22 protein-coding genes are annotated in these 23,998 nt (G+C 48.9%); 11 read left to right on the top strand and 11 right to left on the bottom strand.

Annotated elements, in window-relative coordinates:
* Window positions 1-21: 21 nt before the first annotated feature.
* From BMZ51_RS14425 to uvrB, 4 genes are all read right to left on the bottom strand, one after another.
* Window positions 22-483, bottom strand: coding sequence for a plastocyanin/azurin family copper-binding protein (locus BMZ51_RS14425; protein WP_208979487.1), 462 nt, complete (start codon window positions 481-483; stop codon window positions 22-24).
* 133 nt (window positions 484-616) lie between these two features.
* The gene (locus BMZ51_RS14430; RefSeq protein WP_068002655.1) at window positions 617-1,258 is read right to left on the bottom strand and encodes an HAD family hydrolase; all 642 of its coding nucleotides are present in this window, start codon (window positions 1,256-1,258) and stop codon (window positions 617-619) included.
* Between the two features lie 183 nt (window positions 1,259-1,441).
* Window positions 1,442-1,927 (bottom strand): Dps family protein, encoded by a 486-nt coding sequence (locus BMZ51_RS14435; protein ID WP_068002658.1) that lies wholly within the window; start codon window positions 1,925-1,927, stop codon window positions 1,442-1,444.
* A 174-nt stretch (window positions 1,928-2,101) separates the two neighbouring features.
* Window positions 2,102-4,927, bottom strand: coding sequence for an excinuclease ABC subunit UvrB (gene uvrB, locus BMZ51_RS14440; RefSeq protein WP_420848459.1), 2,826 nt, complete (start codon window positions 4,925-4,927; stop codon window positions 2,102-2,104).
* Between the two features lie 316 nt (window positions 4,928-5,243).
* Here uvrB and BMZ51_RS14445 point away from each other — a divergent pair, with 316 nt between their 5' ends.
* Together BMZ51_RS14445 and BMZ51_RS14450 are read left to right on the top strand one after the other, a co-directional pair.
* A complete protein-coding gene (locus tag BMZ51_RS14445; RefSeq protein WP_068002664.1) occupies window positions 5,244-5,729 on the top strand; it encodes a hypothetical protein in 486 nt (161 codons plus the stop codon).
* 32 nt (window positions 5,730-5,761) lie between these two features.
* Window positions 5,762-6,235 carry a hypothetical protein gene (locus BMZ51_RS14450; RefSeq protein WP_068002667.1) on the top strand — a complete coding sequence of 158 codons (474 nt, stop codon included), beginning with the start codon at window positions 5,762-5,764 and terminating at the stop codon, window positions 6,233-6,235.
* A gap of 52 nt (window positions 6,236-6,287) precedes the next feature.
* Here BMZ51_RS14450 and BMZ51_RS14455 read toward each other — a convergent pair whose 3' ends face one another.
* The 5 genes from BMZ51_RS14455 to BMZ51_RS14475 all read right to left on the bottom strand — a co-directional run bounded on the left by BMZ51_RS14455 (window position 6,288) and on the right by BMZ51_RS14475 (window position 14,530).
* Window positions 6,288-7,532 carry an OmpP1/FadL family transporter gene (locus BMZ51_RS14455; protein ID WP_068002670.1) on the bottom strand — a complete coding sequence of 415 codons (1,245 nt, stop codon included), beginning with the start codon at window positions 7,530-7,532 and terminating at the stop codon, window positions 6,288-6,290.
* 603 nt (window positions 7,533-8,135) lie between these two features.
* Complete coding sequence (locus tag BMZ51_RS14460; RefSeq protein ID WP_068002672.1) at window positions 8,136-9,353, bottom strand: OmpP1/FadL family transporter; 1,218 nt, start codon at window positions 9,351-9,353, stop codon at window positions 8,136-8,138.
* A gap of 593 nt (window positions 9,354-9,946) precedes the next feature.
* Window positions 9,947-11,209, bottom strand: a complete 1,263-nt coding sequence (locus BMZ51_RS14465) for an OmpP1/FadL family transporter (RefSeq protein ID WP_068002676.1) — start codon at window positions 11,207-11,209, stop codon at window positions 9,947-9,949.
* 604 nt (window positions 11,210-11,813) lie between these two features.
* The gene (locus tag BMZ51_RS14470; protein WP_068002679.1) at window positions 11,814-13,037 is read right to left on the bottom strand and encodes an OmpP1/FadL family transporter; all 1,224 of its coding nucleotides are present in this window, start codon (window positions 13,035-13,037) and stop codon (window positions 11,814-11,816) included.
* 548 nt (window positions 13,038-13,585) lie between these two features.
* Window positions 13,586-14,530, bottom strand: coding sequence for a heparan-alpha-glucosaminide N-acetyltransferase (locus tag BMZ51_RS14475; protein WP_068002682.1), 945 nt, complete (start codon window positions 14,528-14,530; stop codon window positions 13,586-13,588).
* Between the two features lie 245 nt (window positions 14,531-14,775).
* Between BMZ51_RS14475 and BMZ51_RS24510 the strand changes: the two genes are divergently transcribed.
* Both BMZ51_RS24510 and BMZ51_RS14485 read left to right on the top strand, forming a co-directional pair.
* On the top strand, window positions 14,776-15,189 hold the full coding sequence (locus tag BMZ51_RS24510) for a septal ring lytic transglycosylase RlpA family protein (RefSeq protein ID WP_420848460.1): 414 nt from the start codon (window positions 14,776-14,778) through the stop codon (window positions 15,187-15,189).
* Between the two features lie 72 nt (window positions 15,190-15,261).
* Window positions 15,262-16,239 carry a DUF1402 family protein gene (locus BMZ51_RS14485; RefSeq protein ID WP_068002688.1) on the top strand — a complete coding sequence of 326 codons (978 nt, stop codon included), beginning with the start codon at window positions 15,262-15,264 and terminating at the stop codon, window positions 16,237-16,239.
* A 50-nt stretch (window positions 16,240-16,289) separates the two neighbouring features.
* Here the strand turns inward: BMZ51_RS14485 and BMZ51_RS14490 are convergent, their stop codons facing one another.
* On the bottom strand, window positions 16,290-16,955 hold the full coding sequence (locus BMZ51_RS14490) for an MBL fold metallo-hydrolase (protein ID WP_068002893.1): 666 nt from the start codon (window positions 16,953-16,955) through the stop codon (window positions 16,290-16,292).
* 544 nt (window positions 16,956-17,499) lie between these two features.
* Between BMZ51_RS14490 and BMZ51_RS24630 the strand changes: the two genes are divergently transcribed.
* The 6 genes from BMZ51_RS24630 to BMZ51_RS14520 all read left to right on the top strand — a co-directional run bounded on the left by BMZ51_RS24630 (window position 17,500) and on the right by BMZ51_RS14520 (window position 21,880).
* Window positions 17,500-18,147: a cold-shock protein gene (locus BMZ51_RS24630; protein WP_068002691.1), complete on the top strand. Its 648-nt coding sequence runs from the start codon at window positions 17,500-17,502 to the stop codon at window positions 18,145-18,147.
* Between the two features lie 192 nt (window positions 18,148-18,339).
* Window positions 18,340-19,194, top strand: coding sequence for a 23S rRNA (adenine(2030)-N(6))-methyltransferase RlmJ (locus BMZ51_RS14500; RefSeq protein WP_068002694.1), 855 nt, complete (start codon window positions 18,340-18,342; stop codon window positions 19,192-19,194).
* Between the two features lie 176 nt (window positions 19,195-19,370).
* A complete protein-coding gene (locus tag BMZ51_RS24320; protein ID WP_208979488.1) occupies window positions 19,371-19,886 on the top strand; it encodes a hypothetical protein in 516 nt (171 codons plus the stop codon).
* 106 nt (window positions 19,887-19,992) lie between these two features.
* Window positions 19,993-20,520 (top strand): menaquinone-dependent protoporphyrinogen IX dehydrogenase, encoded by a 528-nt coding sequence (hemG, locus tag BMZ51_RS14510; RefSeq protein ID WP_068002697.1) that lies wholly within the window; start codon window positions 19,993-19,995, stop codon window positions 20,518-20,520.
* A gap of 101 nt (window positions 20,521-20,621) precedes the next feature.
* The gene (locus tag BMZ51_RS14515; RefSeq protein ID WP_068002700.1) at window positions 20,622-21,239 is read left to right on the top strand and encodes a glutathione S-transferase family protein; all 618 of its coding nucleotides are present in this window, start codon (window positions 20,622-20,624) and stop codon (window positions 21,237-21,239) included.
* Between the two features lie 8 nt (window positions 21,240-21,247).
* Window positions 21,248-21,880, top strand: coding sequence for a glutathione S-transferase family protein (locus BMZ51_RS14520; RefSeq protein WP_068002703.1), 633 nt, complete (start codon window positions 21,248-21,250; stop codon window positions 21,878-21,880).
* Window positions 21,881-21,933: 53 nt separating this feature from the next.
* On the opposite strand, the gene BMZ51_RS14525 is transcribed toward BMZ51_RS14520, so the two are convergent.
* Window positions 21,934-22,590, bottom strand: a complete 657-nt coding sequence (locus BMZ51_RS14525) for an outer membrane protein (protein ID WP_068002706.1) — start codon at window positions 22,588-22,590, stop codon at window positions 21,934-21,936.
* A gap of 392 nt (window positions 22,591-22,982) precedes the next feature.
* Here BMZ51_RS14525 and BMZ51_RS14530 point away from each other — a divergent pair, with 392 nt between their 5' ends.
* Window positions 22,983-23,963 (top strand): calcium/sodium antiporter, encoded by a 981-nt coding sequence (locus BMZ51_RS14530; RefSeq protein ID WP_068002709.1) that lies wholly within the window; start codon window positions 22,983-22,985, stop codon window positions 23,961-23,963.
* Window positions 23,964-23,998: the final 35 nt, after the last annotated feature.

Here is a 23,998-nt window from a genome sequence, read left to right on the forward strand (position 1 = left end):
CTTTTTTCCTGCGCTCAAAAACTAGTTTGCCTCAAGCTGATCCAGCAACTGCGAGAGTTTAGCGCCTTTGCGCCCTCCAGGAACCACGGCTCTAGCCCCAGTGAGATCCGCAGGGCCATCGCCAACTTTAATCAGCATCGCCATGCCAAAGCGACCATGCAAACCGCAGGTTACGCCATAAATTCCGGGGGTATCAAAGGTCACGCTACGATCTTTATCCAGTTTACCAAAATTAAATGTTGGGCCACCGTCCGGAGCCATTTTTTTGACTGAGATAGCCGTGTGGTCTCCATCAAAATTATCAAACAACACTGTCGCGCCTAACGGCACCTGCAACAAATCAGGTTCAAAGCGGAACATGTGAGCGGGCGTAGACGCACTGGCATCCGTCACCTGATCAACAGTAAATACCTTCATCTCTTCAGCAAGAGCGCCCCCCATCATGAGCGCACTCACAAGAAGCGCTGGCAAAATTCTTTTCATGGCAACACGGCTTTCTTGCAATTAGGAATTATTATCAATATGCGCCGTGAAAGAGCTCACTACATTGATTTAACGCAGCGAGCTCGTAAAAAGAAAAACCATACCCAGGAAAGGCTGTCGGAACGTCATTGACCTACTTCAACGCTTCTGCAACCGCGCCAACAAGGTTTGTGGCAACAGGAGCACCTGTTGCAGCCAAACGCTCGTGGGCGTACATGCCAGTTGAAACCAGAACCGAAAAAGCCCCGAGACCATTTGCAGCATCAAAATCATCAATGCTGTCTCCAATCAGACATACATTGGCAGGCTCAACACCCAGCGCATCACAATGCGTTTGGAGTGCATCAATTTTAAAGTGTTTTTTCTGGTCCTGTGCGCCATCAACACGCGTAAAGCGCTCATAAATGCCATTGTGGCGAACCAGAGAGACCAGCTCCTGATGCGGTGCCATAGATAAAATCGACTGGCTGTTTCCTGCCCCGCTTATGACCTCAAGAGCATCTAACGCATCCGCTGCCAGCGGCAGATCATACATTGCTGGCTCATAGACCTTGCCAAACCCACTGTGAAAATCAGCTAGCTCAGTATCAGTCGGATCACGGCCCAACAAAGCCTTGATGTAATTAGCAAAGGGACGCGTATGATGTTGCCGGACATCGTCGAAACTCACACCGCTCAAACCTGCCTTTGCAAAGTAATCTACGCCATATTGCGCCGTGATTTCAAAGTCATCCAACAGCGTCCCGTTCCAGTCCCAAACAATGTGTTTTACCATATATACCAATCACCTACTACAAATTCGACAATAGCGGATCAAATGAGACTGCTATCAGCACACACTCAGACCGTTGCATAGAATTATACGATTTATCCGAAGCAGGCCAGCGCGAAAGAGCACGCCTCTTAGCCGGTCAATCTGTAGGCATCACCATCACGCGTTTCCAAGAAGCCAGAAGCACTATTTTTCAAGGTGAGCTCTAAGGAACCAAGCCATCTTTTCGTGTTTGATAATGAGGTCTTCCATTAAACTAACACTCCCCACATCATGCTCGTATTCTTCAACATTGTCATGACTGGTTCGCAGCTCCCGAATAATGGTTTCATGATCATCCAACAAACCGGCAATCATACCCATTTCATCTGGAAGAGCACCTTCGGAAGGCAATTCTTTAAGCCGTGTATGCTCGTGGCAATCATGCAGAGATCTCAAGGCTATGCAATCAAGCGCCCGAACACGCTCAGCGATATCATCAACAAAATCAACAAGCGCATGATACTGCTCATCCAACAGCTCATGCAGGCTAATGAAGTTGGGGCCTTTGAGATTCCAGTGACAGCTCCACGTTTTCATCAATAACACAAACTCATCCGCGAGCAGATTGTTCAAATGCTTGGCAGTCTGTTCTCGTGCCTGTTTTGAGAGTCCAATTGACGCTGGGGCCATGTGTTTTTCCTCACAATTACATCAGCCTTTTTGAAAGGCGAGTGTAAGGTAAGCGATGGCCTTTAGGTAACGTTTAGCTCTAACGCTAAAATCTTGCGCAGATTGGAGCAACACTGGCGATATAAAACAAATGCTCGCCGAACCAAGGTTCAACGAGCATCAATTAAGCCTGCCCTAGTTCTTCTTTCGGTAAGTCCGTGTACCCGGACGCCCTCCAGTACTTCGGCTTGACGTTGTCCGGCGCGCCTTCTTCTCAGTGCTTGCCCCAGCGGGCGTCGGCAAGTCGGTCCCCGGCCCCATTTCACCCAGTCGTGGCTTATGCACCTTACTGCCAGCATCGGCCTTATCTGCCTCAGCCTTGGGCAGGTTGCCAGCAGAGCCATACTTCTTCTTCCCGCCAAAACCGCCAGTCTGCTGCTCAACGGAAGCTTGCCGCGCCAACGGGTCCGCTGAGATCGCCAGCTCAGTTTCCTGCAAACGCTTGACCTCATCGCGCAAGCGCGCCGCCGTCTCAAACTCAAGATCTGCCGCAGCTTCGCGCATCTGTTTTTCAAGGTCCTCAATGTGGCCTTTTAGATTATGACCAATCGTGGCCCCTTCATCTGCAAAGCCAGCATCAACAGAAACGTGGTCCTGTTCGTAAACACTCTCCAGAATATCACCAATGGAGCGCTTCACACTTTCAGGTGTAATGCCATGCTCTTCGTTATACGCTTCCTGCTTGGCACGGCGACGGTTGGTCTCTGCAATCGCACGCTCCATGGAGCCTGTGATCCGGTCCGCATACAAGATAACCTTGCCATCCACATTACGCGCTGCACGGCCAATCGTCTGGATCAGCGAGGTTTCAGAGCGCAAGAAGCCCTCCTTATCCGCATCCAGAATTGCAACCAGCGCACATTCAGGAATGTCCAGTCCCTCACGCAGCAAGTTAATCCCGATCAACACATCAAACGCACCAAGGCGCAAATCACGCAGGATCTCAATGCGCTCCAGAGTATCAATATCAGAGTGCATGTACCGCACCCGGACCCCGTTTTCATGCAGGTACTCAGTCAGGTCCTCTGCCATGCGCTTGGTCAACGTGGTAACCAGCGTACGATACCCAGCTGCTGCCTTCTCACGCACTTCACCCAGCAAGTCATCAACCTGCGTCTTTGCCGGGCGGATCTCGATATCTGGGTCTGTCAGGCCGGTTGGACGAATAACCTGTTCAGCAAACACACCGCCGCTTTCATCCATCTCCCAACTGCCCGGCGTAGCCGAGACGGCAACAGTTTGCGGACGCATCGCGTCCCACTCTTCAAACCGCAAAGGACGGTTGTCCATACAAGATGGCAGCCGGAAACCATATTCCGCCAGCGTTGCCTTACGCCGAAAATCACCTCGGTACATCGCGCCAATCTGCGGCACCGTCACATGGCTCTCATCAATGAAGACCAACGCATTATCTGGCAGGTATTCAAACAGAGTTGGCGGCGGTTCACCCGGTGCTCTTCCCGTCAGGTAACGCGAGTAGTTTTCGATACTTGCGCACGAACCGGTGGCTTCCATCATCTCCAGGTCAAACGTACAGCGTTGGTCCAGCCGCTGCGCTTCCAGCAAACGCCCATGGTTGTTCAGCTCCTCAAGACGGTGCTTCAACTCCGTCTTAATGGACTTGATCGCTTGATTCAGCGTCGGCTTTGGCGTCACATAGTGTGAGTTCGCGTAGATCTTCACCAATTTCAACTCACCGGATTTTTTACCAGTCAGTGGATCAAACTCGGTGATGTTTTCAATCTCATCGCCCCAAAGCGAAATACGCCACGCCCGGTCTTCGTAGTGAGCCGGAAACACTTCTATCGTATCGCCGCGAACACGGAACGTACCACGCTGGAACGCAACATCGTTGCGCTTGTATTGCAGAGCCACCAAATCAGCCAGCAACTGACGCTGCTCAATCTTCTCGCCCACCTCCAGCTGAAAGGTCATTGCCGTGTAGGTTTCGACCGACCCGATACCGTAGATACAGGAAACGGAGGCAACAATGATTACATCATCACGCTCAAGCAAAGAACGGGTTGCAGAGTGTCGCATACGGTCAATCTGTTCGTTGACCGAGCTTTCCTTTTCAATGAACGTATCAGTGCGCGGCACATAGGCTTCGGGCTGGTAGTAATCATAGTAGGAGACGAAATACTCTACAGCATTGTTTGGAAAGAACGATTTGAACTCCCCGTACAACTGCGCCGCCAGCGTTTTGTTGGGAGCAAGGATCAGCGCCGGACGTTGTGTTTGAGCTATAATTTGCGCCATAGAGAAAGTCTTGCCTGAACCCGTCACCCCAAGCAGAACCTGCGTTTTATCGCCGTCCTCAAGGCCAGACTTCAAATCGGCAATCGCGGTGGGCTGATCACCCTTTGGGTCGAATTCCGATTGAAGCTCAATAGGAACACCGCCTTCAGACTTTGACGGACGTTCAGGGCGATGTGGAACCCAGGCATCTTCGCCAGACTCATCAGACCGTCCTTGTTCAATCAGCCGGGCCAGCGCCTGTACAGTCGCTGTTGCTCCAGTGAAAGGGTCTTCCTTAGCCTTTTTGCGCTTCTTCTTGGTGTCCTTCACATGGGTGTCGAGCAGCTTTTCGGCATCTTCCAGTGAGATATCGAGCCCTGCAACCGGGTTCAAACCACCTTTGGCTCGCTCTCGCGGATCACTTGTTGCCCCCATCGATGTGCCGCGTGCAGACTTTGCGGGCGTTTTCTTCGCTTTGCTGGCTGGCTTTTTGCTTACTGTCTTTGCTGCAACTTTTTTCTTAGGCTCGGCCTTGCCGCCATCAGCCGCCTCAGCTTCCTTAGCAACCTTCAGCCTCGACAGGTCCTCCTCTGCAATGTGTTCTGCCCAGTCCGAAACAGAACCGGGAAGCGGACTGCCAGATAAAGACGGTTGCGGAGCTTCGCCAAACCCGGAAGTGGTCTCGTCAGGTTCGGTCAAAGAAGAAGACTTGGAGGATTTTATAGGTCGCTTGCTCATGGGCACACTATGCCGTGAGTCATATAGAAAAGAAAGTATGTTCTTACTTCGTTCCCTCACTCAGTGGTGAGCATCCTCTTAATTTTAGATCACATTTTTAAAAGAACACGTTTCCCTCTTTTAACCAGCCTCACTGCATTGGGTTGAGAGAGCCCACAGATTACCGCAAGGTGTCGGGCGAGCCTCATCTGCGCTCCGTTAAAGGGTGTACCACCCTTTCATTAGGCCACATGCACAAACAAGCAACTTAAAACAGCTGACTCATATTTTCTTCCCATAAGACCGAGCGGAACTAACAAGAATGCACACTAAGAAAATTGGACTTGGCATCCTATCAGCACTCTCAGCCTCTCTCCTTCTGGCAGTTTCTTCAAGCGCGAATTCTCCAAAGCAAGTGAGCGGTGAAGTTCTGGTACAGCTCACTTATATCACGGGTCTTAAAGAGGATGGCTCATTGGACGAAGCCACAGTAGCTGCCTGTGAGCTCAAGTACAAATCCAGCATGAACGAAGATGTTTTCGTCAAATACGAAATTAGCCCGGTCCAAAACAAAGCCACTGCGTTTGTGCAAGACACCGAAGTCCCCCTTACCCCGCTCGGCATTCCAGACACCTACTCTTTCGCCTCTGATAAAATACCTAAAGCATTGGCGGAGAAAGGGTATCAGCGTTTAATCTTTACGATGGAGGACGACTTCGATGATGATGTGATCCACATTATCGCTGCTGGCGAAAAGCCCGCGGAAAAATGCTTCATAAGCTCTGAAGCTTTTAAACTAAGACAATAGGGCAGATGCAAGCCTGCGCTCAGCACAACCGAATGTCAGCGTTCCGCGCCATCCTCACAGCTGCGGTTTTGAGCCCTGTTCTGCTGATAGAAGCCAGCGGACCTGCCCACGCCGTCCTCATCTCAAAGGAACTCATACTCCCCATCACCCACTATGGCACAGCAGTCAGCAAGGGGCTCGCCTCACCCCAGATGACAGAGCACTGTGAAACCATTTTTGAAGAGTTCAGAGGCACTTCTATTTTTGTCGATTATGAAGTTGATAGTACATCAAACTATGCCGTTGCAGAAATCGCCATTGGCGGAGAAGCCGTTAAAATGACCCGCAACCCAACACAATCGGGCTACAAGTTTTTTAGCAACGACCTCCCGCAACATTTGGCCAGCTTAGGTGCGCAAGCTGTCACCTTCCATGTCAACGACAAGCTAGAGCACCCATCCGTCGAAATCCGTTTCAGCGAAAGCAACCACTACGAATGCCACCTGATCGCCTCTGAGACAAAATAAAAAGGCCGAGGAAAGAGATCCCCGGCCCTGTAAATTTCGTATGTAAGGCTCTTTAGAACGATAGACGGATCTTTGAAGAAAGCGCAAAGTTCCAAGAGGAATCGTAGTCGTAATTTGTGACTGTACGGGTAGTAGCTCCAGTGCTGCTGTCTATTCGAGCAATGTCATAGACACCTTCACTTGCAGTCTTATAAATTGCACGTCCACCCAGTGAGAACTTCAAATTGTCTGTCAGGTCATAGGAACCACCGAGGCCGAAGGCGTAGTAATCAGAATAAGGACCACCAATGCCTTTATCCCAGGTCACAGTACTGCCAACGCTAAGCTTCTCTGTCAGCTGATGGCCAACACCAGCTTCAACAATCCAGCCATCAGAGTAGCCAAGGTCGCGAACGATTTGAACATCAGAGCCCTCCAAGTTCACGCTGAGCTTGTCCAGCACGCTCCAGTCAGTCCATTTCACACCGAGCGAGACCATCCATCCCGGCGCAACGCCGCTCTGAATTTTTGCTTCAAGAGACTGGGGCAGGGTCGCAGAGGCCGATGCGGGAGCACCCGTTACTGCTACACCGCTAGAAGAGACAGCAAAATCACCATCCAAATCGATATCAATCGCAGACTCATAAGCAATCATAGCACGCAGAGCTATCTCAGGCTTTTCGAAAGAAGCACCAATGCGATATCCGTATTCAAGATCAGATTCAACGTCGATACCAGCATCCAACTCAAGGTAAGGAAGCGCAGGAATACCTGTCGGATATAGAGTTCTGGACAGCTGTTCATAGTTGACTGTAAGGGCCCGTGGACCACCAAACACGCGGATAAAATTACCCTTCGAGATTTCGTGTTTGTAGCTCAGCATCGCGTCAAAGCCCAGAGAATCGGCATTAGTCTCAGCAATGGCAAAGCGGCCATTCCAATCAAAACCAGGCTGTTCACTGATGAAATACGGCTCGTTAATGCGAGCAAAGAAATCAATGTTGTCAGTCAGTCCGATTTTGACAGAACCCGATCCAACGAATAAATCAGGAGCCATATCATCAGCACTGTCGCTTCCGATATCAACACCGAACACACTCAGAGGCGCCCCGCCAATTGTCGTCTCAGCATTTTCGAAATCGACGTTACGGGCGCCGTATGTGGCCTGGCCTTCAACGATGAAACGCCCTTCTTCAAACATCAGGCCGTAATCTGCAATACCTTCGGTCGACCAGCCGCCCGCAAGTGCAGCGGCAGGAATCATCGATACGGCACATCCCAGAACAGTGGTCCGGGTCAATACTTTAAGAACACGCATGCCCTCTCCCCTTTAATGTCACCCCTTTGGCAAATACAAAGCCAGGTTGGGTATATATGGTTGGGAGCACTTGCTTAAGTAGCGGAATTTGCACGCGTTTCACACTTGGCGACAAACATGCAACCCGCACCTCAAAGAGCATCTAAGTGCTGCTCGCCAGTGCAATCCCATCAATTCACAGAGCAAACTGATAAAGTTCTGAGTGCATGCATAACGCATTGAGAAAATTATTCACCCCTCCCATAGTATAAATACTAAGCCAATTTCTATGGGATGACATTTTACACTTAAAAATAACCCAGAGTAATTCTGGTATAAATATTGTTAGATTTAAATATTAATTTTCAATAGATCCGAATTTCGCAGTTATTAGACCTTAGTCAAACTTACCTATACGTAATTTACTTAAGAGTTTTGGGCTAGCATTGAAAACAATCGAACATGCCCATTTCTCCACAAAACTGTTGCTCAACTGACACAAAAACCCGTGTATCTTGCACAATTCATTCACACCCACCGGATAACACACCCCATAGCCACTCCAAACAAAAAAGCCGGAGACATCGCCCCCGGCCTTCACAAACTCTTCAAAAGTGACAGTGCCTAGAACGTAAACCGCAACTTAGAGCTAAGCGCAAAGTTCCATGAGGAGTCGTACTCGTAGTCGGTATTGGTCACACTAGGACCACCACCTAAGTCAATAGCTACATTATAGTTCCCCTCGTCCGCCGTCTTATAAATTGCGGTACCCCCAAGAGAAAGTGTCACGTGCTCACCAAGATCATAAGCACCACCGAGCGTAAACGCATAGTAGTCAGAATACGGGCCACCTATTCCCTTATCCCAGATTACAGAACTACCCAAGGCCAGCTTGTCTGTCAGCTGATGCCCCACACCAGCTTCCACAATCCAACCATCGGAATAGCTCAAATCACGCGTTGTTGAGCCATCAAGAACGGGAATTAACGCGCCTTCTCCCCCAATCAAGTTAGCCGACGCCTCTTGCATTACACTCCAGTCTGTCCATTTCACACCAAGAGAAACCAACCAGCCCGGGGCAACCCCGCTTTGAACCTTCACCTCAAATGATTGAGGCAATGTCGTTTCCGCTACCGCATTTGTGAAAAGGAAGCCTTGATCCGTCAGAGCTCCCTCCATATCCAAATCAACAGCTGACTCGTATGAAACCAATGCGCGCAACGCGATTTCAGGCACCTCAAAAGCAGCACCAATACGGTACCCAAATGCAAGGTCACTACTCGTCGCAAGTGTTGGCGCAGCAAGGGTGCCGTACAATGCAGCCTGCTGAGAAAAATCCATTTGCATGGTACGGACCCCGCCGAAGACTCTGAAGAACCTTCCGTCGGAAACTTCGTGTCTATAGCTTAGCATGCCCTCCACACTAAGAGTGTCACCAATAGTCTCGCCAATTGCATATTGGCCATTCCAATCAAACCCTGGCGCCTCGCGCACTTCAAACGGCTCGCTGACACGGGCAAAAAAGTCCAGGTTATCGGTCAACCCCATCTTTACTGCAGCCGAGCCTATCCAAAGATCTGCCGCGATATCGTCTGCACCATCCTCCCCAGGCAAAGGGTAAGAGCCAAAGATACTGCTTTGAGTAGTACTCGCATTTTTAAAGTCTACATTACGAAAGCCGTATGTGGACTGGAATTCAAAGCCGAAACGCTCTTCAGCAAACAACAAGTCGTAGCTTGCAATGCCTTCGGTTGACCAGCCGCCAGCAAATGCTGCGGCAGGAATCATAGATACTGCACAGCCCAGAACCGTTGTCCGAGCCATTAACTTGAGAACACGCATGCCCCCTCCCCCTAATTTCTGTATCTGGCGCACATGAAACCAGATCAGGTCCATTCAGTTGGGAGCACCCGCTCAAGCAACCTGAGTTGCAGCACCTCGCTCAAAGCGAACTACTTTTACAACCCAGCCTTAAAAAGCATCTCCGTGCCTTTCTCAGGTGCACCCCACCAATTCGCAGAGCAAACTGATTCAGTTATGTTTGTATTCTCCACTACTCACAGTGATATACCAGTGCCTTGCTGCATATTTACTTAGAGAGATTTCAAATAATTACTTAAATAAACCAGTATTACTTACAGTAAAATCAAGTAATAAAATAATTATTTATTAGTTAAATATAACAATAAGAAGAAGAGGAGGAAAGCGGTATAATAGTTACCCTTACCTAAACGTCATGTTCTATAGAAATTATGAGTGACCTTTAAGTAAGGCAAATTAACGGTATTAATCGCTACGTGTGGTCAATTTAACACACATCTGAATGCAAATTACACAATCTATTCACACATGCGCCGACCCCATGTGGAGGCCAACACAAAAAAAGCCGGAGACATCGTCCCCGGCCTTCACAAACTTATCAGAGGTTGTCGTTCTTAAAACGCAAACCGCAGCTTCGTACTGAGCGCAAAGTTCCACGAGGAGTCGTACTCGTAGTCAGTGTTGACGGTGTTATAGTCACCAGTAGACCGATCAATCTTCACAATATTGTAGTTTCCCTCACCTGCTGTCTTGTAGATAGCTCTACCACCCAGAGAAAGTTTCACATGCTCACCAATATCATAGGTACCACCTAGCCCAAACGCATAGTAGTCGGAGTAAGGACCACCAATCCCTTTGTCCCAGGTCACCGCGCCACCAATAACCAGTTTATCAGAAAGCTGATGCGCAACGCCCGCCTCGACAATCCAACCATCAGAGTAGCTGAGGTCACGTACGACCGCATCACCGAGTAACAGATCGCCAGTAACGGGATTCAGCGCATCCACGGAGATTGAATCAAGCACGCTCCAGTCGGTCCACTTCACACCAAGAGAAACCAACCAACCTGGCGCGACACCGCTTTGGATTTTCGCTTCAATCGATTGTGGCAGAGTTGCGCTTGAATACGTCGCAAACTGAGAAGCTCCATTAGCGGAGAGAACCCCATCCAATTCCACATCAATGGCGGATTCATAGGCAACCAAAGCCCGCAATGCGATCTCCGGCATCTCATAGGCCGCCCCAATTCGGTAACCGAATTGCAACTCAGAATCAGCATCAATCGATGTCCCTACCGGAGTAGGGCCATATAGTGGATGATCAACAAGCTGATTAGCCGCCTGCCCATAACTCAGCTGAAGCGCGCGCACACCACCAAAGACACGAAAGAACCTACCGTCAGAAACTTCGTGCTTGTAACTCAGCATCCCATCAACCGCGACAGAATCAGCTTTTGTTTCCCCAACCGCAAACTGTCCGTTCCAATCTAAGCCTGGCAGCTCTCGCACCTCAAACGGCTCACTCACACGCGCAAAGAAGTCCAAATTATCAGTCAGTCCAAACTTTACTGATCCCGCCCCGACCCACAGATTTGCGGCAACATTATCAGCTGAATCATCCGTATCGAAAGGAAGCAAGTCAGTTGAAACGGGACCTGAACCATCACCGCGATCAATCGTCGTGCTCGCATTCTCAAAATCAACATTACGGATGCCGTAAGTCGACTGGAACTCAAAGCCAAAACGTTCTTCAGCAAATAATAGATCGTAACCCGCAATACCTTCTGTCGACCAGCCACCAGCGAACGCGGCCACCGGAACCATTGATACTACGCAGCCCAGAATAGTGGTCCGGGCCATACTCTTGAGAACACGCATGCGCCCTCCCCCTTTAACATTGCTGTATCTGACACATACAAAGCCAGATCAAATCCATTCAGTTGGGAGCACGTGCTTGAGCGTTTAAAGCTGCGGCTAAACTCGAAAATTGAGTTAAAATATCAACCTTAACTTTAAAAACACCTAGGCACCCCCTACTCGTGCAATCCCATCAATTTGCAGAGCAAATCGATCCATATATCAGTATATCCTCAACTACTTTAGACAATTAATCACCCCCACATTGGGATAATTACCAATTATTTTCGCAAGGTAATTATTTTCAATACTTATAAAAACCCAAATAATTATAAGTAGTTTAATGTAACAATTACAAATCATGATCAGTTAACTTAAACGATCACCCACCATCCTACTGCCGCAAACCTTACCTATACGGAAGTAATTGGCGGTATTAGACTTGTCATAAATTTGATGGAATTTGCCTTATTCTCCACAGGCGTGTGTCAATTTAGGCACATATCGGCGGATTCTTGCATAAAACACACATAACCCAGGTACCTTCTCAAGCACCACCAAACCACAAACGATAAAAGCCGGAGACGAGTCTCCGGCCTTTATTAACTCTAGGGCACTTCACCTTCTAAAAGGCGATGCGCAACTTTGTACTCAGCGCGTAATGCCAAGCTGAGTCATAAGTATATTCATTCGTCGCACCGTAAGGCGCATGATTGGTTGCATCAGCTTCACCAGCAGCCGTATAAACCGCTGCACCACCAATGATCATGTTAACCTTGTCATTCAAGGCATAAGATCCCCCTAGACCGAAGGAGTAGGAGTCTGAGTAGCTGCCGCCGACACCGCGATCCCACTGAACAGAGCCGCCCAAAGTCAGCTTTTCATTCAACTGATGCCCAACACCAGCTTCAACTGTCCAGCCGTCTTTAAAATTAAGGGCACGGTCAGTGCTTAGGTCACCACTCTCATCTTTCACCACAAGCCGATCAATACCAGACCAATCCACCCACTTAACGCCAAAGCTTGCCAGCCAACCTGGTGCGATACCTGACTGAATATTCAATTCGACGGATTGAGGCGCAGTTATGGACGAATAAGCATCGCCTGTAATAGTTGTGGTTCCTCCCAACCCGTCAGGCACATCACGAATATACGTTTCGCCCTCCAGATCCATCGCAATCTGAGAATCGTAAACAAGGCTCGCACGCAGCGCATACGCTGGAATTTCATAGGCAACACCAGCACGCCACCCCCATGACATTCCTTTAGACTTCAGCTCGGCACCAGACACATAATCATCCGTAAGAGCAGGGTTAACCAAAACGCCAGGCAACATACTGTCAGACTGATAGGTCAGATCTAAACCGCGTATACCCGCGATCGCACGAATAGACCGCCCCTCACCAGCCTGAAATGTATAGGAGCACGTCGCATCAAGGCCCAGCGTTGTCGCATTGGTCTCATAACCTGCATACCGCGCCGCCCAAGTCGGGTCCATCGACTCGATGATGCCATAAGGGTTATAAGCCCGTCCAAGACAGTCTACATTCTCCAGCACTCTCCCCTTAACACCAAACTGATAGTTCCAGATGTTAGGCGTCACCCGCTCACTCGTAGATCCAGAGGTTGTTTGCCGGCCCAACTGGTCGCTCGCACTTGTCACATCGTAGTCAGTATTGCGGTCCAAATAGGTCGCCCCACCCTCAACCACAAACCGTTCTGGCGCAAAAAGCAGATCAAGAGTCCCCACCCCCATAGTATCCCAGCCCCCAGCAAAGGCAGCACCTGAACCGGCCATCACAAAACAGCCTGCAACCGCACCCCGGGTTGCACTCTTCAAAAACCGCATAATCTTCCCCCAACATTACCGGACCTCGGAAACTTCCCCAAGCCGGGCCCTTAATCTGAAGGAACGCGCAGTTATGTCATGAAGGCTTCTAGATTTACCCCTAAGGAATTCTTAGATGTTTAAAACATTATATTATTTTACATTTTCATAAACACCAAAGTCACAACACAAAACAACGACGTCCCATCAATATAATATGCGTATATTTACCACTGATAATATTATCTGAAGATTAATTCAGGTCAATACCTGTTAATTGTAGTAATAGGCAAATTATTATTTAGCTTAAGCTTAAATTCAAATTGATCATGCAATTTATGACTTATACATCATCAAAACCGAATCTGCCTACAATTACGGAAAATTCATTACCTACAGAGAGTTACGCTTAGGTAAGAGGTTCTCATTCCACATATTGAGCCACAACAAAAAAGCCCGCCCATGTGAGGGCGGGGCTTCTAAAAAGCTCTTTAAAAATGAATCCGCAGCACTCACATCAACTGTGCTCACATCAACTGTGCTCGACGTAGTTCGTATGACCCTTAAAACTAGGGGCGCAAACACACCTGGAAGATCTGCTGAGTGATCTCCCGCAAATCGGGATCATCAGGCCTGGCATTGAGGTCGTCCCAAACGGCTGCGCGCTTCATCTGCAGGGCAGTACATTTACAAGCCTGCCTGCATTGTTCAACATCCACACTTTGACTACAAACTTCCAAACAGGATTGCTGAAAATTTCTGAGCTGAATATCTCCAAACGCACCAGCTGTAACACCAAGCCAAACCGCTCCAAACAAGATTGGCTGGTGTAGAAGGTAGGTTGCCAGCGAATGTCGGCCAAACCACGCAAACAAACGCAAACCAACGCTCGGCAACGCAGAACCGCGCAAGTACTTCAAAAGGCCGTAGCGCTGGAAGATATCCCCGCAGCCAACCCCGAGTAGAACGGGTCCCAACCACGGAATAAGTGGCACATAATCAACGGAAACCTCGTGCAAGGAATTCAAACCCAACCAAAAGAACTCAGGATAGGGCAGCACGTAATCCCCCAGCCAAAGGTATAGAGCAATGATCGCCGCACCACATAGCAACGCAAAAAACGACGGAAGCCTGACAAACGGCAGCGCAAGCAAGCTACACACAGCGATCGAATGCAAGATTCCAAACTTAACCCACTGATCTTTAAAGATTAAATATGTGACCACTGAAACCGCAAGAGCTGCAAGCACGACACGAGCTTCCCGCTTCCAAAACCCCTTCCAGCGGATACCGTTTTTATGCGCAAGCACCAAACTGAACCCGACCAGAAACATAAAACTGCCCGCGATCATCTGCGCAAAGTGCCTCCACTCCGGCGCACCAGCCACATCCCATCCCACAATCCCAAACCAGGACAAGTCCCAGGATAGATGGTAGATCGCCATTGCCAGCAAAGCTAACCCACGCGCAAAATCTGCGAGAATAAGTCGGTCAGACAACGTCTTTTGCGGCACGGTTTCCCCCTATCTGCCCGAGAACCTTGCGGGAACAACCCCCTACAAACTCGATGAATATGTTCAAAAGACATAAACCAACTTACCAAGACAGAAAATCTCTACGGTCCCTAACTCGAAGGAAACCCTGTATAAATCTAGGAGAAAAATAGCCAAAAGGCTTCGCAATGTCCTGGAACAACCAAGGTTTGGCCCAACGCGCCAGTCACATCTCAGCGGTCTTCCTATTCATATCCGCCCTGCTGATTGTCTTCATCGCCTTTGTCTTGCGCCTCCACGACACCGAAAGAAACGCCAGTTCACAATGCGGCATAGCCTCTTGGTACAAACTCACATCCCGGACCGCCAGTGGGGATTTAATGGACGCAACCGGCCTCACCGCGGCGCATCTAACCCTGCCGATTGGTACAAACATCCATGTAACCAACCTGCAAAATGGCAAAACACTTACAGTAACAGTGAATGACCGCGGCCCTTATGTAAAAAACCGCCTGATAGACTTATCCAAGGCAGCAGCTGCGGAACTTGGCTTTCTAAAAAGCGGCCTGACAGAAGTACGCATATCCGTACCAGAAGAACTCAAGCAATACCTACGTGGACATGAGTGTAAAAAACATCACGATACATATAATGAGAAGAACACCAACATGTCTGAATAAAGTTTTAGGAGAATTTCTCTATATATTACGCAATCAAAACTAAATACAATTAAGAACAAGAGTTTGGTTGCTATGATACTGCTATATAAGATAAGTGCTGCCCTCTTTGTTACAGCCCTGTTACTTCCTGCAAGTTCAATATTAACGGAGCCGGCAGAGGCAAATGTCCCTCTTGTCGTCCCCGCTGGCAATCGCTTAAAGATTCAGCCTGATATTCCCAGCGCATCCCTCACCCGCACGCAAGCGTTCAATCGCACATACGATAAGAAATTCCGGCGCATTCTCTCCGTTTTAAAACGTGAAAACCGACTCATTAGAAAAATCAAAAAGGTAGCCAACCTTTATGCAATTGATCCTGTTCATATTTTGGGGGCTATCGTCGGCGAACATACATACAACTACGACAGTATGGACAGCGCACAGGGGTACTACATGAAGGCACTCCAATATGCAAAAATCCCGATTTCTTTCCAATATGATGGTGAAAAAGTCTGGAGTTTCGTTACACGGCCGCAGTTCAATAAATGTCGTAGAGAAGAGACCAGCAACAGCCGTTGGAGATGCTACGAGCTCGTCTGGAACACTGCATTCATGGGTAGGACAGTCGGCGGCGTCCGTTATCCGCGCCAGCCATTTCACCGCGCATTTTTCAGACCAATGTTTGCAGGGCAGAGTTTCGGCTTAGGCCAGATTACACCGCTTACTGCATTGAAGATGAACGACATGGTGACCAGCATCAGCGGCCTCCCGAAGCTCAATTCAAAAGATGCATCCGGTCTATATAAGACAGTAATGGACCCCAACAAATCAATCCATTACACCGCAGCAGTCTTGAGGGATGCAATCAACGCCTACAAAAAAGTAGCGAATGTCGATATCTCCAAAAACCCAGGCATCACGTCAACACTATATAATCTCGGCAACCCTTGGGAACGTGCGATTTCTTATAGAAACAAACGCAGGATAAGACCCTCTCACCTTCCCCGTGAAAACTATTACGGTTGGCTTATCAATGCACGCATTGAAGAGCTAAGAGCAGTCCTTCGTTAAAACCAGCGGGGAGTAAGACCTCCCCGCCTCACAGCTAAGTTCAGATCTATCTATTTCAAATACGGGTTGTTCAGCTTTTCATGGCCAATTGTTGATGCAGGGCCATGGCCTGGTAAAAATGTAACATCATCTCCAAGCGGGATAAGCTTGTCTTTGATTGAAGAAATAAGCGTCTCATGGTTTCCACCCGGCAAATCAGTGCGCCCAACTGAGCCAGCAAACAGAACATCCCCTGAGATTGCCAGTTTCAGTTCCGCGTTGAAGAACACTACATGCCCTGGTGCGTGACCTGGGCAGTGCAACACCTGAAACTCAGCACCTCCGGCAGTAACCACATCCCCTTCTTCAAGCCACTGATCAGGCTCGACTTTCCTCACTGAATCCAGACCAAACTGCTTCGCTTGCTCTTCAACACGATCAATCAGAGGGCGGTCATCCACATGTGGTCCAATGACCTTGACGCGTAACGTCTCAGCCAATTCAGCAGCACCGCCAATGTGGTCAATGTGTCCATGAGTGATCAGAATATGTTCAACGCTAACATCAAGTTCCTTCAGCGCCGCAAGAATTTGGTCCACATCCCCGCCAGGGTCAACAACAACGGCTTTACGCGTAGCCTTATTCCAAACGATGCTACAGTTTTGCTGGAAGGCCGTTACCGGAACAACAGTAATCTGTATCCCAGACAAATCTGCTTTATTGCTGGCATCACTCATATGCGCTTCATCTCCAAATTCCAAACTCTGCGCACCATACAGTAATCGCATTAGGCGGGCTACACGTCTGCTCAGTTAAACTAAGCAATTCTCACCCATCAAAAACAACTCTAAACATACATAATAACAATTACCCCTTATAATTGCAAAGTCAGTCTAAACTGAAAAATTATTTCTATATTGAAAATCAATAGGATTGATATGTTTTATGAAATTAATTCTCGTCATCTATTTTATGTCGAGATCCCCTATTTAACAGGGATTTACATCTACCTTCCCTAGGAAAAGCTTGCTCTATTACAAAACTGAACCCTATTATACGGGGCGATTTGTGAAGACTGTCTCTGTTGACCTGACCAATAGTCTCATTTGGTCAAGCAACTCTGGAGTGTTCACAGTATATGGCAGGTAGAAGCTCTGAGCAAACGACCCACTAAGACATTCGATTTGATATTTTGTGTGTTTTCGGAGGAGCAGTTGGCTTTGATAAAGCGAGTACATGCGGATACTGGCAGGTTAAGTCCGCAGGAAAGGCGATATTGTAATGCATAATGGGAATTCGGGTCGTCGGCCACGCAGCAAGCGCGGCGGCAAACGCGAATTTGGGGATTCGCAGAATTTCGGCCCGGAGTTTGGGGCACCAGTGTATTTTCCAAATGATTCCGAGCGCGATGCCTTTGCGCCTCCTTCTAGGGAAAATGAGCGCAGGAGCCCCTATGGTAACCGCAATCCGGGAGGGTATGGCGGCGACCGCAATAACAGCTATCAAGCAAGTGGTTCTGGCGACAATGACCGCGGGGGATATGCTAATCGTGAAGGCGGAGGCGGCGGAGGAAACTTTCGCGATGGACCAAACGGCGGCGGAGGTGGACGACGCAGTTACCCACCCGTCGAACGTGGCCCTCGTCAGTTAGGCGTCGTTAAATTCTTCAAATTAGACAAAGGCTTCGGCTTCATCACGCCGGATGTAGGCGAAGCTGATGTCTTCGTCCATATCTCAGCAGTTGAACGCTCCGGCTTAACAACACTTGACAGTGGCCAACGCATCTCGTTCGAAACGGAGCCGGATCGTCGAGGCAAAGGTCCAAAAGCGGTTGAGCTACGTCTGGAAGATGGCCCAACGGCCTCCTCAGAAGAGTCACAAGCTGAACCAGAGATGAGCAACGATCTTGACAGCGTAGGTCAGGATTAGCCCTCCTGACCCCTTCATTGAATAACTAAAGGCAGCAATTCGCTGCCTTTAGTTTTAGGAGAAAGAGACACGTTTGCTTCTTGTTTCTAACAACGCCCTCAGCCTATAAGTCCAGTAACACCCATTCATAAAAAGCGCCTCAAGAGACTTCGCCTCCAAGCTGCGCATAATAAAGACTAACAGGCGCATATCATGAACTACCGGCACATTTATCATGCAGGCAATATCGGCGACGTACTGAAGCATATCGTGCTTGCCAACATACTGAAGTATCTTCAGAAGAAAGACGCCGCCTATAGAGTGCTGGACACTCATGCCGGCATCGGCCTGTATGACCTTACCTCCGAGAAATCTCAGAAAACCGGCGAATGGCAGCAAGGCGTTGGCAAAGTGCTAGAGAACCTTGATGCTGCTCCTGGTCCAGTCAAGAACGCTTTGGTTCCCTGGCTGGAAACCGTCGAGAACCTCAACCCTGGAGGTGGCGTCCACTTTTATCCCGGCTCCCCGGAAATTGCTTGCATGCTGGCGCGAAAGCAGGACCGCTTAACGCTAACGGAGCTTCATCCAGAAGATTTTGAAGAACTGAAAAACAATTACGGCGGGGACAAAAAAGTCAAGGTAATTGCCCTGGATGCATGGCTTGCATTAGGCAGTTTCCTTCCACCAAAAGAGCGACGCGGCGTCGTACTTATTGACCCTGCATTTGAAGTTGAAGATGAATTCGACCGACTGGCTGATGGTATCATCCGTGGCTGGAAGAGATGGCAAACTGGCATTTTCGCTATATGGTACCCCGTCAAAAGCCACCGCACGGTCGACCAACTTGTTGCAACACTTAAAGAAGCGGGAATTCGCAACACAATTAAACTAGAGCTTTCCGCAGGTCAGGTCAGCAGCGACCAGCCGATGAAGTCCAGTGGAATGCTAGTCATCAACCCACCTTGGACTCTGACAAAAGACATGAATGCTGCCTTACCATGGCTTTGCCAAACACTATCGCAAGGTAAGGGCGCAAAATGGTCTGTCGAGCAGGTCATCACTGAATAACCCCCCAGAACCTTCAATTGACCAGAAACCGCAAATCACTGAATGCTAAATGCGCAGACTAAAGCCATGCGCATTTAGTGCCTTCTCACAACTCCTATTTAGTGGGCTGGTGCATCCAAGCTCCCGCACATAGCTTTTACTGCTCAGAACCAGCAGTCTTTCCGTGGAGAGTGTTTATGCGCACAAAGTCAATCCTCACCATATTGGTTACAGCAGCATTGGGTGTTGCTACCGGGTCGACGTACGCAGCTGATATGGGAACCTACGAGGAGCCCACTGCTCAGATCGATGACGAAGATATCATCAACCCTGATGAAAAGGTCTATTTTGGATGGTCAGGCACCTACCTGCCAGAATGCGACTCCCGCAAAGCCCAAAGGGCGGTATCCCGCCAAATTGCACGTGCTGTCCCAAGCTATTACGATGGTCGGAAAATCAAGCTTATGGAAGACATCCATGAGTCAGAGTTCATAATCGGACAACCGAGCCCAGTTGCACGACGCTATTGCAATGGCGTTGCCATACTCACAGACGACACACGCCATCGTATCTACTATGCTCTTGTCCAGTATGATGGTTTCCTCGGAATTTCTTGGAGTGTTAAAGCCTGCATCGATGGTCTCGACAAATTCAGAGTTTATGACGGCCAGTGCAGAACAGTTCGTCCAGAACAAGAAATCATTCCGCGATAACGCCCCTTGCTCAACGCGAAAAAGCACTTGCTACATCATGCCTCGTTGGACTGATTGATCGAAGGTTCTATATCTCGTCAAAAATCAGTCCTACAGGTTTTGGCAGATGAAGCACTACCTCGGCTACGCCAGCCACGATGGCCAGACGCAGAAGATAATTGACAAAATTGCAAATACTCTTGAACACAAGGGGCATAATGTTGTCTTACTGCCCCTTGTTACAGGCGAAGAACCCCTTCCACGTGACCTCAGCGTAGCAAGAATAGTCATCGGGGCACCCATCCGCTACGGCTTCCACCTGCGCCCGGCACGAGTATTCATAAGACGTAATCTTGATGACCTGAACCATGCCCAAACTTCGTTCTTCTCAGTCAACCTAACGGCAAGAAAGCCAGGCAAAGATACTCCAGAAAACAATGAGTATTTGAGGAAATTCCTCACCAAATCAAAGTTTCAACCGAAACACACCGCAGTGTTTGCAGGAGCTCTAAATTACCCAAACTATAAGCCGTGGGATCGTTTAATGATCCAGCTCATCATGAAAATGACAAACGGCCCAACCGACCCCAAACGCTCGACTGAATTTACAAATTGGACCGCAGTTCAGGATTTCGCGATCAGTCTTAGCCCATAGATCAGAGCCTGCCCCAGTGTACGAAGCCACTTGCAAAATAGGAAGAAACGCGGATATCGTGCAGGCCAAATTAATACTCTATTGGTTTACAGGTGGCTGCTATGCAAATTCTTCGCTCTTCCAGCGCGTCCCCGTTTGGTCGAAAAATCAAAATTGCGCTTTATGTTCTGGGGCTTGCGGATAAAGTAGAAGTTAAAGAAGCGAAGACGCTAGATCCAAACGACACACTCCGCAAACAAAACCCGCTTGGAAAAATCCCTTGCCTCATCCTTGAGGATGACAACGTTCTCTATGACAGTCGCGTCATCACAGAGTATCTTGATTATCTGGCTGGCGGAGAAAAACTCATTCCCGCAGGTGCAGAACGGTTTGAAATCTTGACCAAGCAAGCACTCGCAGATGGTATTTGTGATGCTGCAATCCAAATCGTCTACGAAAGCCGCATGCGCCCGGAGAACAAGCAACACTCAGAGTGGGTTGAGTATCAGCAAAGCAAAGTTGATCGCGCACTGGCCTCGTTTGAAAGCAAGCCACTACCGCCAGTTCAGCACAACTCACCCGATGCAGCGCAGATCGCTCTTGCATGTGCTCTGGGTTATCTAGACCTCAGGTTCGCAGGTGCTTGGCGCAAGTCCTACCCAAAACTCGTCGCATGGCTCGATGATTTCGCATCAAGCATTCCTGCATTTGACAAGACTAAACCTGAACTAGTGGCCTAAGCGAAGTTATGAACATACTCCGAACATCAACCACCTCACCGTATGGTCGGAAAGCTCGAATTGCAGCAGCGGTTCTAGGCATTCAGGATCAGGTGAAAGTCGACTGGGCAGATACAAGGGCGAGCGAAGGCTCTTTGTATGAACAAAACCCTCTTGCGAAAGTGCCGACGCTTCTAATGGCTGACGGCGAAACCGTTTACGACAGCCGTGTCGTCATTGAGCTGTTGGACACTCTGGCTGGCGGCGGCAAACTCATCCCATCAGATGAAACACGCATTTCTGTTCTAACACGGCAGGCAATGGCAGATGGCATCACTGATGCTGCGGTACAGGCTCAGGTAGAGGCAAGGAACCACCCAGAAGAGCACCAGAACCATGTCTGGATCGAACGCCAACAAGGAAAAGTTGATCGCACTTTGAAGGCGTTCAACGACACTCCGTTGCCAACGCCAGACCAAACCCATGGAATTCCGGATTGCGCTCAGATCGCACTTGCGTGTGCACTAGGTTATCTAGATCTACGCGCGAACGGAGATTGGCGACACCAGCACCCAGAACTGGTGCGTTGGCATGCTGCCTTTATCGAGCAAGTTCCAGCCTACAACGAAACGCTGGCACCTGAGATGCTTGAAAAAAGCTGACCAAAAAAAAGGCGCATGCTGATTGCATGCGCCTTGATAATCAAACAGCCGACTTAGAACTTCATAGATACGCCAGCACGGATCAGGTTTTCATCGAGTTTAGTTTTCTCGGTTGTTCCTGCAAAGTCAAACTTCTGGTCACCGAAGTCCTGGTAGAGGTATTCAACGCGTGCTGTCAGAGTATCACTCACAGCACGTTCAACACCTGCACCAACGACGTAACCAGCGACATTCTTGTCATCTTTGCCAGCACTGCTCTTTGCAGTCAGGTTTTTAAAGGCAACACCACCTGTACCGTACACGAGTGTACGATCGAAGGCGTAACCAGCACGACCGCGCACAGATGCGTTCCAGTCGGAATTAAGCTCAACACCATCCTTACGCTCTTCAAGGTCATTGTACTGAATATCAGCTTCAGCACCCAGCACAACGCTAGGAGCAACCGTGAAGTTGTAACCAGCATGCACGCCACCAGTCACACCGTTCTGGTTCTCATCAAGAGCACCCGGCGCTCCATTTTTGCCATCAGCGCCGAGGAAACCCCAACCAGCATTGGCACCAACATAGCCACCAGACCAGTCGTAGGTCGCTGGTGTTTCATAAGAAATTTCTGGCTGAATTGGCTGAACTGGCTGAGGGAGGTCAGCAGCAAGTGAGGTGCCTGCCATCAGGCCGAAAGTAATGGCGGTACAAGATGCAATACGCAGCATTTATCATTCTCCAACAAATATGAGCGGAACGCTTGGGACGTATCCGCTAGGGGGAGGCGATCAAATAAGAACGCCCCTGGATGAAGAATGGTATGATTTGACTTTGTGGCTGGATCTGACATGAATTCCGATTAATTCAAGGCAAACCACGGAAAGAATATGGCAACCTAGCAAGTCATTGTTTACGATAGGTAATTTAGAATATTTCCGTGACCATTTTACTATACTCAAGCCCTGAACGATTCGATCACCTGAAACTTTTACGAAGAACTGCGATCAAAAGTGATCTGAGACACTTCAAGAATGCCGAAAACCTGTCTATATACCCGGTCTGATAGCTGCACGCCCCATTAATGCAGACAAACAACCTTACATAATTGGAATTTCAGCTTATGCTTTTTTCATATGCTGCCCTCCTCGGAGGTCTCGCACTTTTGATCTTTGCCGGTGACCTGCTTGTGCGCGGCGCTGTATCAATTGCTCAGGCACTCGGAATTCCAACTCTCGTTATTGGCTTAACCATCGTTGCCTTCGGCACTTCGGCACCAGAGCTTTTCATTTCATTGAAAGCTGCCCTCGACGGTGTAAGCGGCGTTGCAATCGGTAATGTTGTAGGCTCGAATATAGCAAATGTCCTTTTGGTGCTCGGAGTGCCCGCCCTGATTGCTGCAACTCCATGCAACGAAAGCGGAGCTCAACGAAATGCACTGTTCATGCTTGTCGTTTCAGTCATTTTCACAGCACTCTGCTTCATGGGCACCCTGAACTTTTATGCTGGTATTGCTCTCCTTGCCTTGCTCCTGATCTTCCTTGCAGATTCAGTAAGAGCAACAAAAAAGCACAGAAAAGAAAACAGGGCTGGCTGTAAAGCCAACGAAACTGAAGAAGATGAGCTCGATGTTGAATCTGTTCCGGAAAATAAAGCTATTGCAGCAGTCTTCCTTATCCTTGGCTTAATCGGGTTACCGCTTGGTGCGCAGCTGACAATTACAGGCGCAACCGATGTCGCTTCCTCTTGGGGCGTTTCGGATGCTGTTATCGGCTTGACAGTCGTTGCTCTTGGCACATCCTTGCCGGAATTGGCGACAACCGTTATGGCGGCAATTCGTAAGCACTCAGGTGTAGCGCTTGGCAACGTCATCGGGTCCAATGTCTTTAACCTGCTTGCGATCATGGGCATTACAGTCACCGTAATCCCAATCCCCGTTCCTGAGCAGATCCTTGTCTATGATATCTGGGTTATGCTCGCTTGTGCCCTCCTGCTTTATATCATTGCAGCAAAGCGCCTGTGTCTTGGTAAGGTTTGGGGCATTTGTCTTACTGCGGCTTACGTCGCTTATATCTACGTCGTATTTGCTCTGGATTTCCTTTAAACTAAGCAGCTTAAACGCGATCAGTGAACGCACCC

The organism is Pseudovibrio axinellae (assembly GCF_900110875.1).
Lineage (GTDB): Bacteria > Pseudomonadota > Alphaproteobacteria > Rhizobiales > Stappiaceae > Pseudovibrio > Pseudovibrio axinellae.

What these genes read in the sequence shown, in the direction of transcription:
- BMZ51_RS14425 (WP_208979487.1), bottom strand. Translation starts at nt 483, where the DNA reads ATGAAAAGAATTTTGCCAGCGCTTCTTGTGAGTGCGCTCATGATGGGG.
- BMZ51_RS14430 (WP_068002655.1), bottom strand. Translation starts at nt 1,258, where the DNA reads ATGGTAAAACACATTGTTTGGGACTGGAACGGGACGCTGTTGGATGAC.
- BMZ51_RS14435 (WP_068002658.1), bottom strand. Translation starts at nt 1,927, where the DNA reads ATGGCCCCAGCGTCAATTGGACTCTCAAAACAGGCACGAGAACAGACT.
- BMZ51_RS14445 (WP_068002664.1), top strand. Translation starts at nt 5,244, where the DNA reads ATGCACACTAAGAAAATTGGACTTGGCATCCTATCAGCACTCTCAGCC.
- BMZ51_RS14450 (WP_068002667.1), top strand. Translation starts at nt 5,762, where the DNA reads ATGTCAGCGTTCCGCGCCATCCTCACAGCTGCGGTTTTGAGCCCTGTT.
- BMZ51_RS14455 (WP_068002670.1), bottom strand. Translation starts at nt 7,532, where the DNA reads ATGCGTGTTCTTAAAGTATTGACCCGGACCACTGTTCTGGGATGTGCC.
- BMZ51_RS14460 (WP_068002672.1), bottom strand. Translation starts at nt 9,353, where the DNA reads ATGCGTGTTCTCAAGTTAATGGCTCGGACAACGGTTCTGGGCTGTGCA.
- BMZ51_RS14465 (WP_068002676.1), bottom strand. Translation starts at nt 11,209, where the DNA reads ATGCGTGTTCTCAAGAGTATGGCCCGGACCACTATTCTGGGCTGCGTA.
- BMZ51_RS14470 (WP_068002679.1), bottom strand. Translation starts at nt 13,037, where the DNA reads ATGCGGTTTTTGAAGAGTGCAACCCGGGGTGCGGTTGCAGGCTGTTTT.
- BMZ51_RS14485 (WP_068002688.1), top strand. Translation starts at nt 15,262, where the DNA reads ATGATACTGCTATATAAGATAAGTGCTGCCCTCTTTGTTACAGCCCTG.
- BMZ51_RS14490 (WP_068002893.1), bottom strand. Translation starts at nt 16,955, where the DNA reads ATGAGTGATGCCAGCAATAAAGCAGATTTGTCTGGGATACAGATTACT.
- BMZ51_RS24630 (WP_068002691.1), top strand. Translation starts at nt 17,500, where the DNA reads ATGCATAATGGGAATTCGGGTCGTCGGCCACGCAGCAAGCGCGGCGGC.
- BMZ51_RS14500 (WP_068002694.1), top strand. Translation starts at nt 18,340, where the DNA reads ATGAACTACCGGCACATTTATCATGCAGGCAATATCGGCGACGTACTG.
- BMZ51_RS24320 (WP_208979488.1), top strand. Translation starts at nt 19,371, where the DNA reads ATGCGCACAAAGTCAATCCTCACCATATTGGTTACAGCAGCATTGGGT.
- hemG (WP_068002697.1), top strand. Translation starts at nt 19,993, where the DNA reads ATGAAGCACTACCTCGGCTACGCCAGCCACGATGGCCAGACGCAGAAG.
- BMZ51_RS14515 (WP_068002700.1), top strand. Translation starts at nt 20,622, where the DNA reads ATGCAAATTCTTCGCTCTTCCAGCGCGTCCCCGTTTGGTCGAAAAATC.
- BMZ51_RS14520 (WP_068002703.1), top strand. Translation starts at nt 21,248, where the DNA reads ATGAACATACTCCGAACATCAACCACCTCACCGTATGGTCGGAAAGCT.
- BMZ51_RS14525 (WP_068002706.1), bottom strand. Translation starts at nt 22,590, where the DNA reads ATGCTGCGTATTGCATCTTGTACCGCCATTACTTTCGGCCTGATGGCA.
- BMZ51_RS14530 (WP_068002709.1), top strand. Translation starts at nt 22,983, where the DNA reads ATGCTTTTTTCATATGCTGCCCTCCTCGGAGGTCTCGCACTTTTGATC.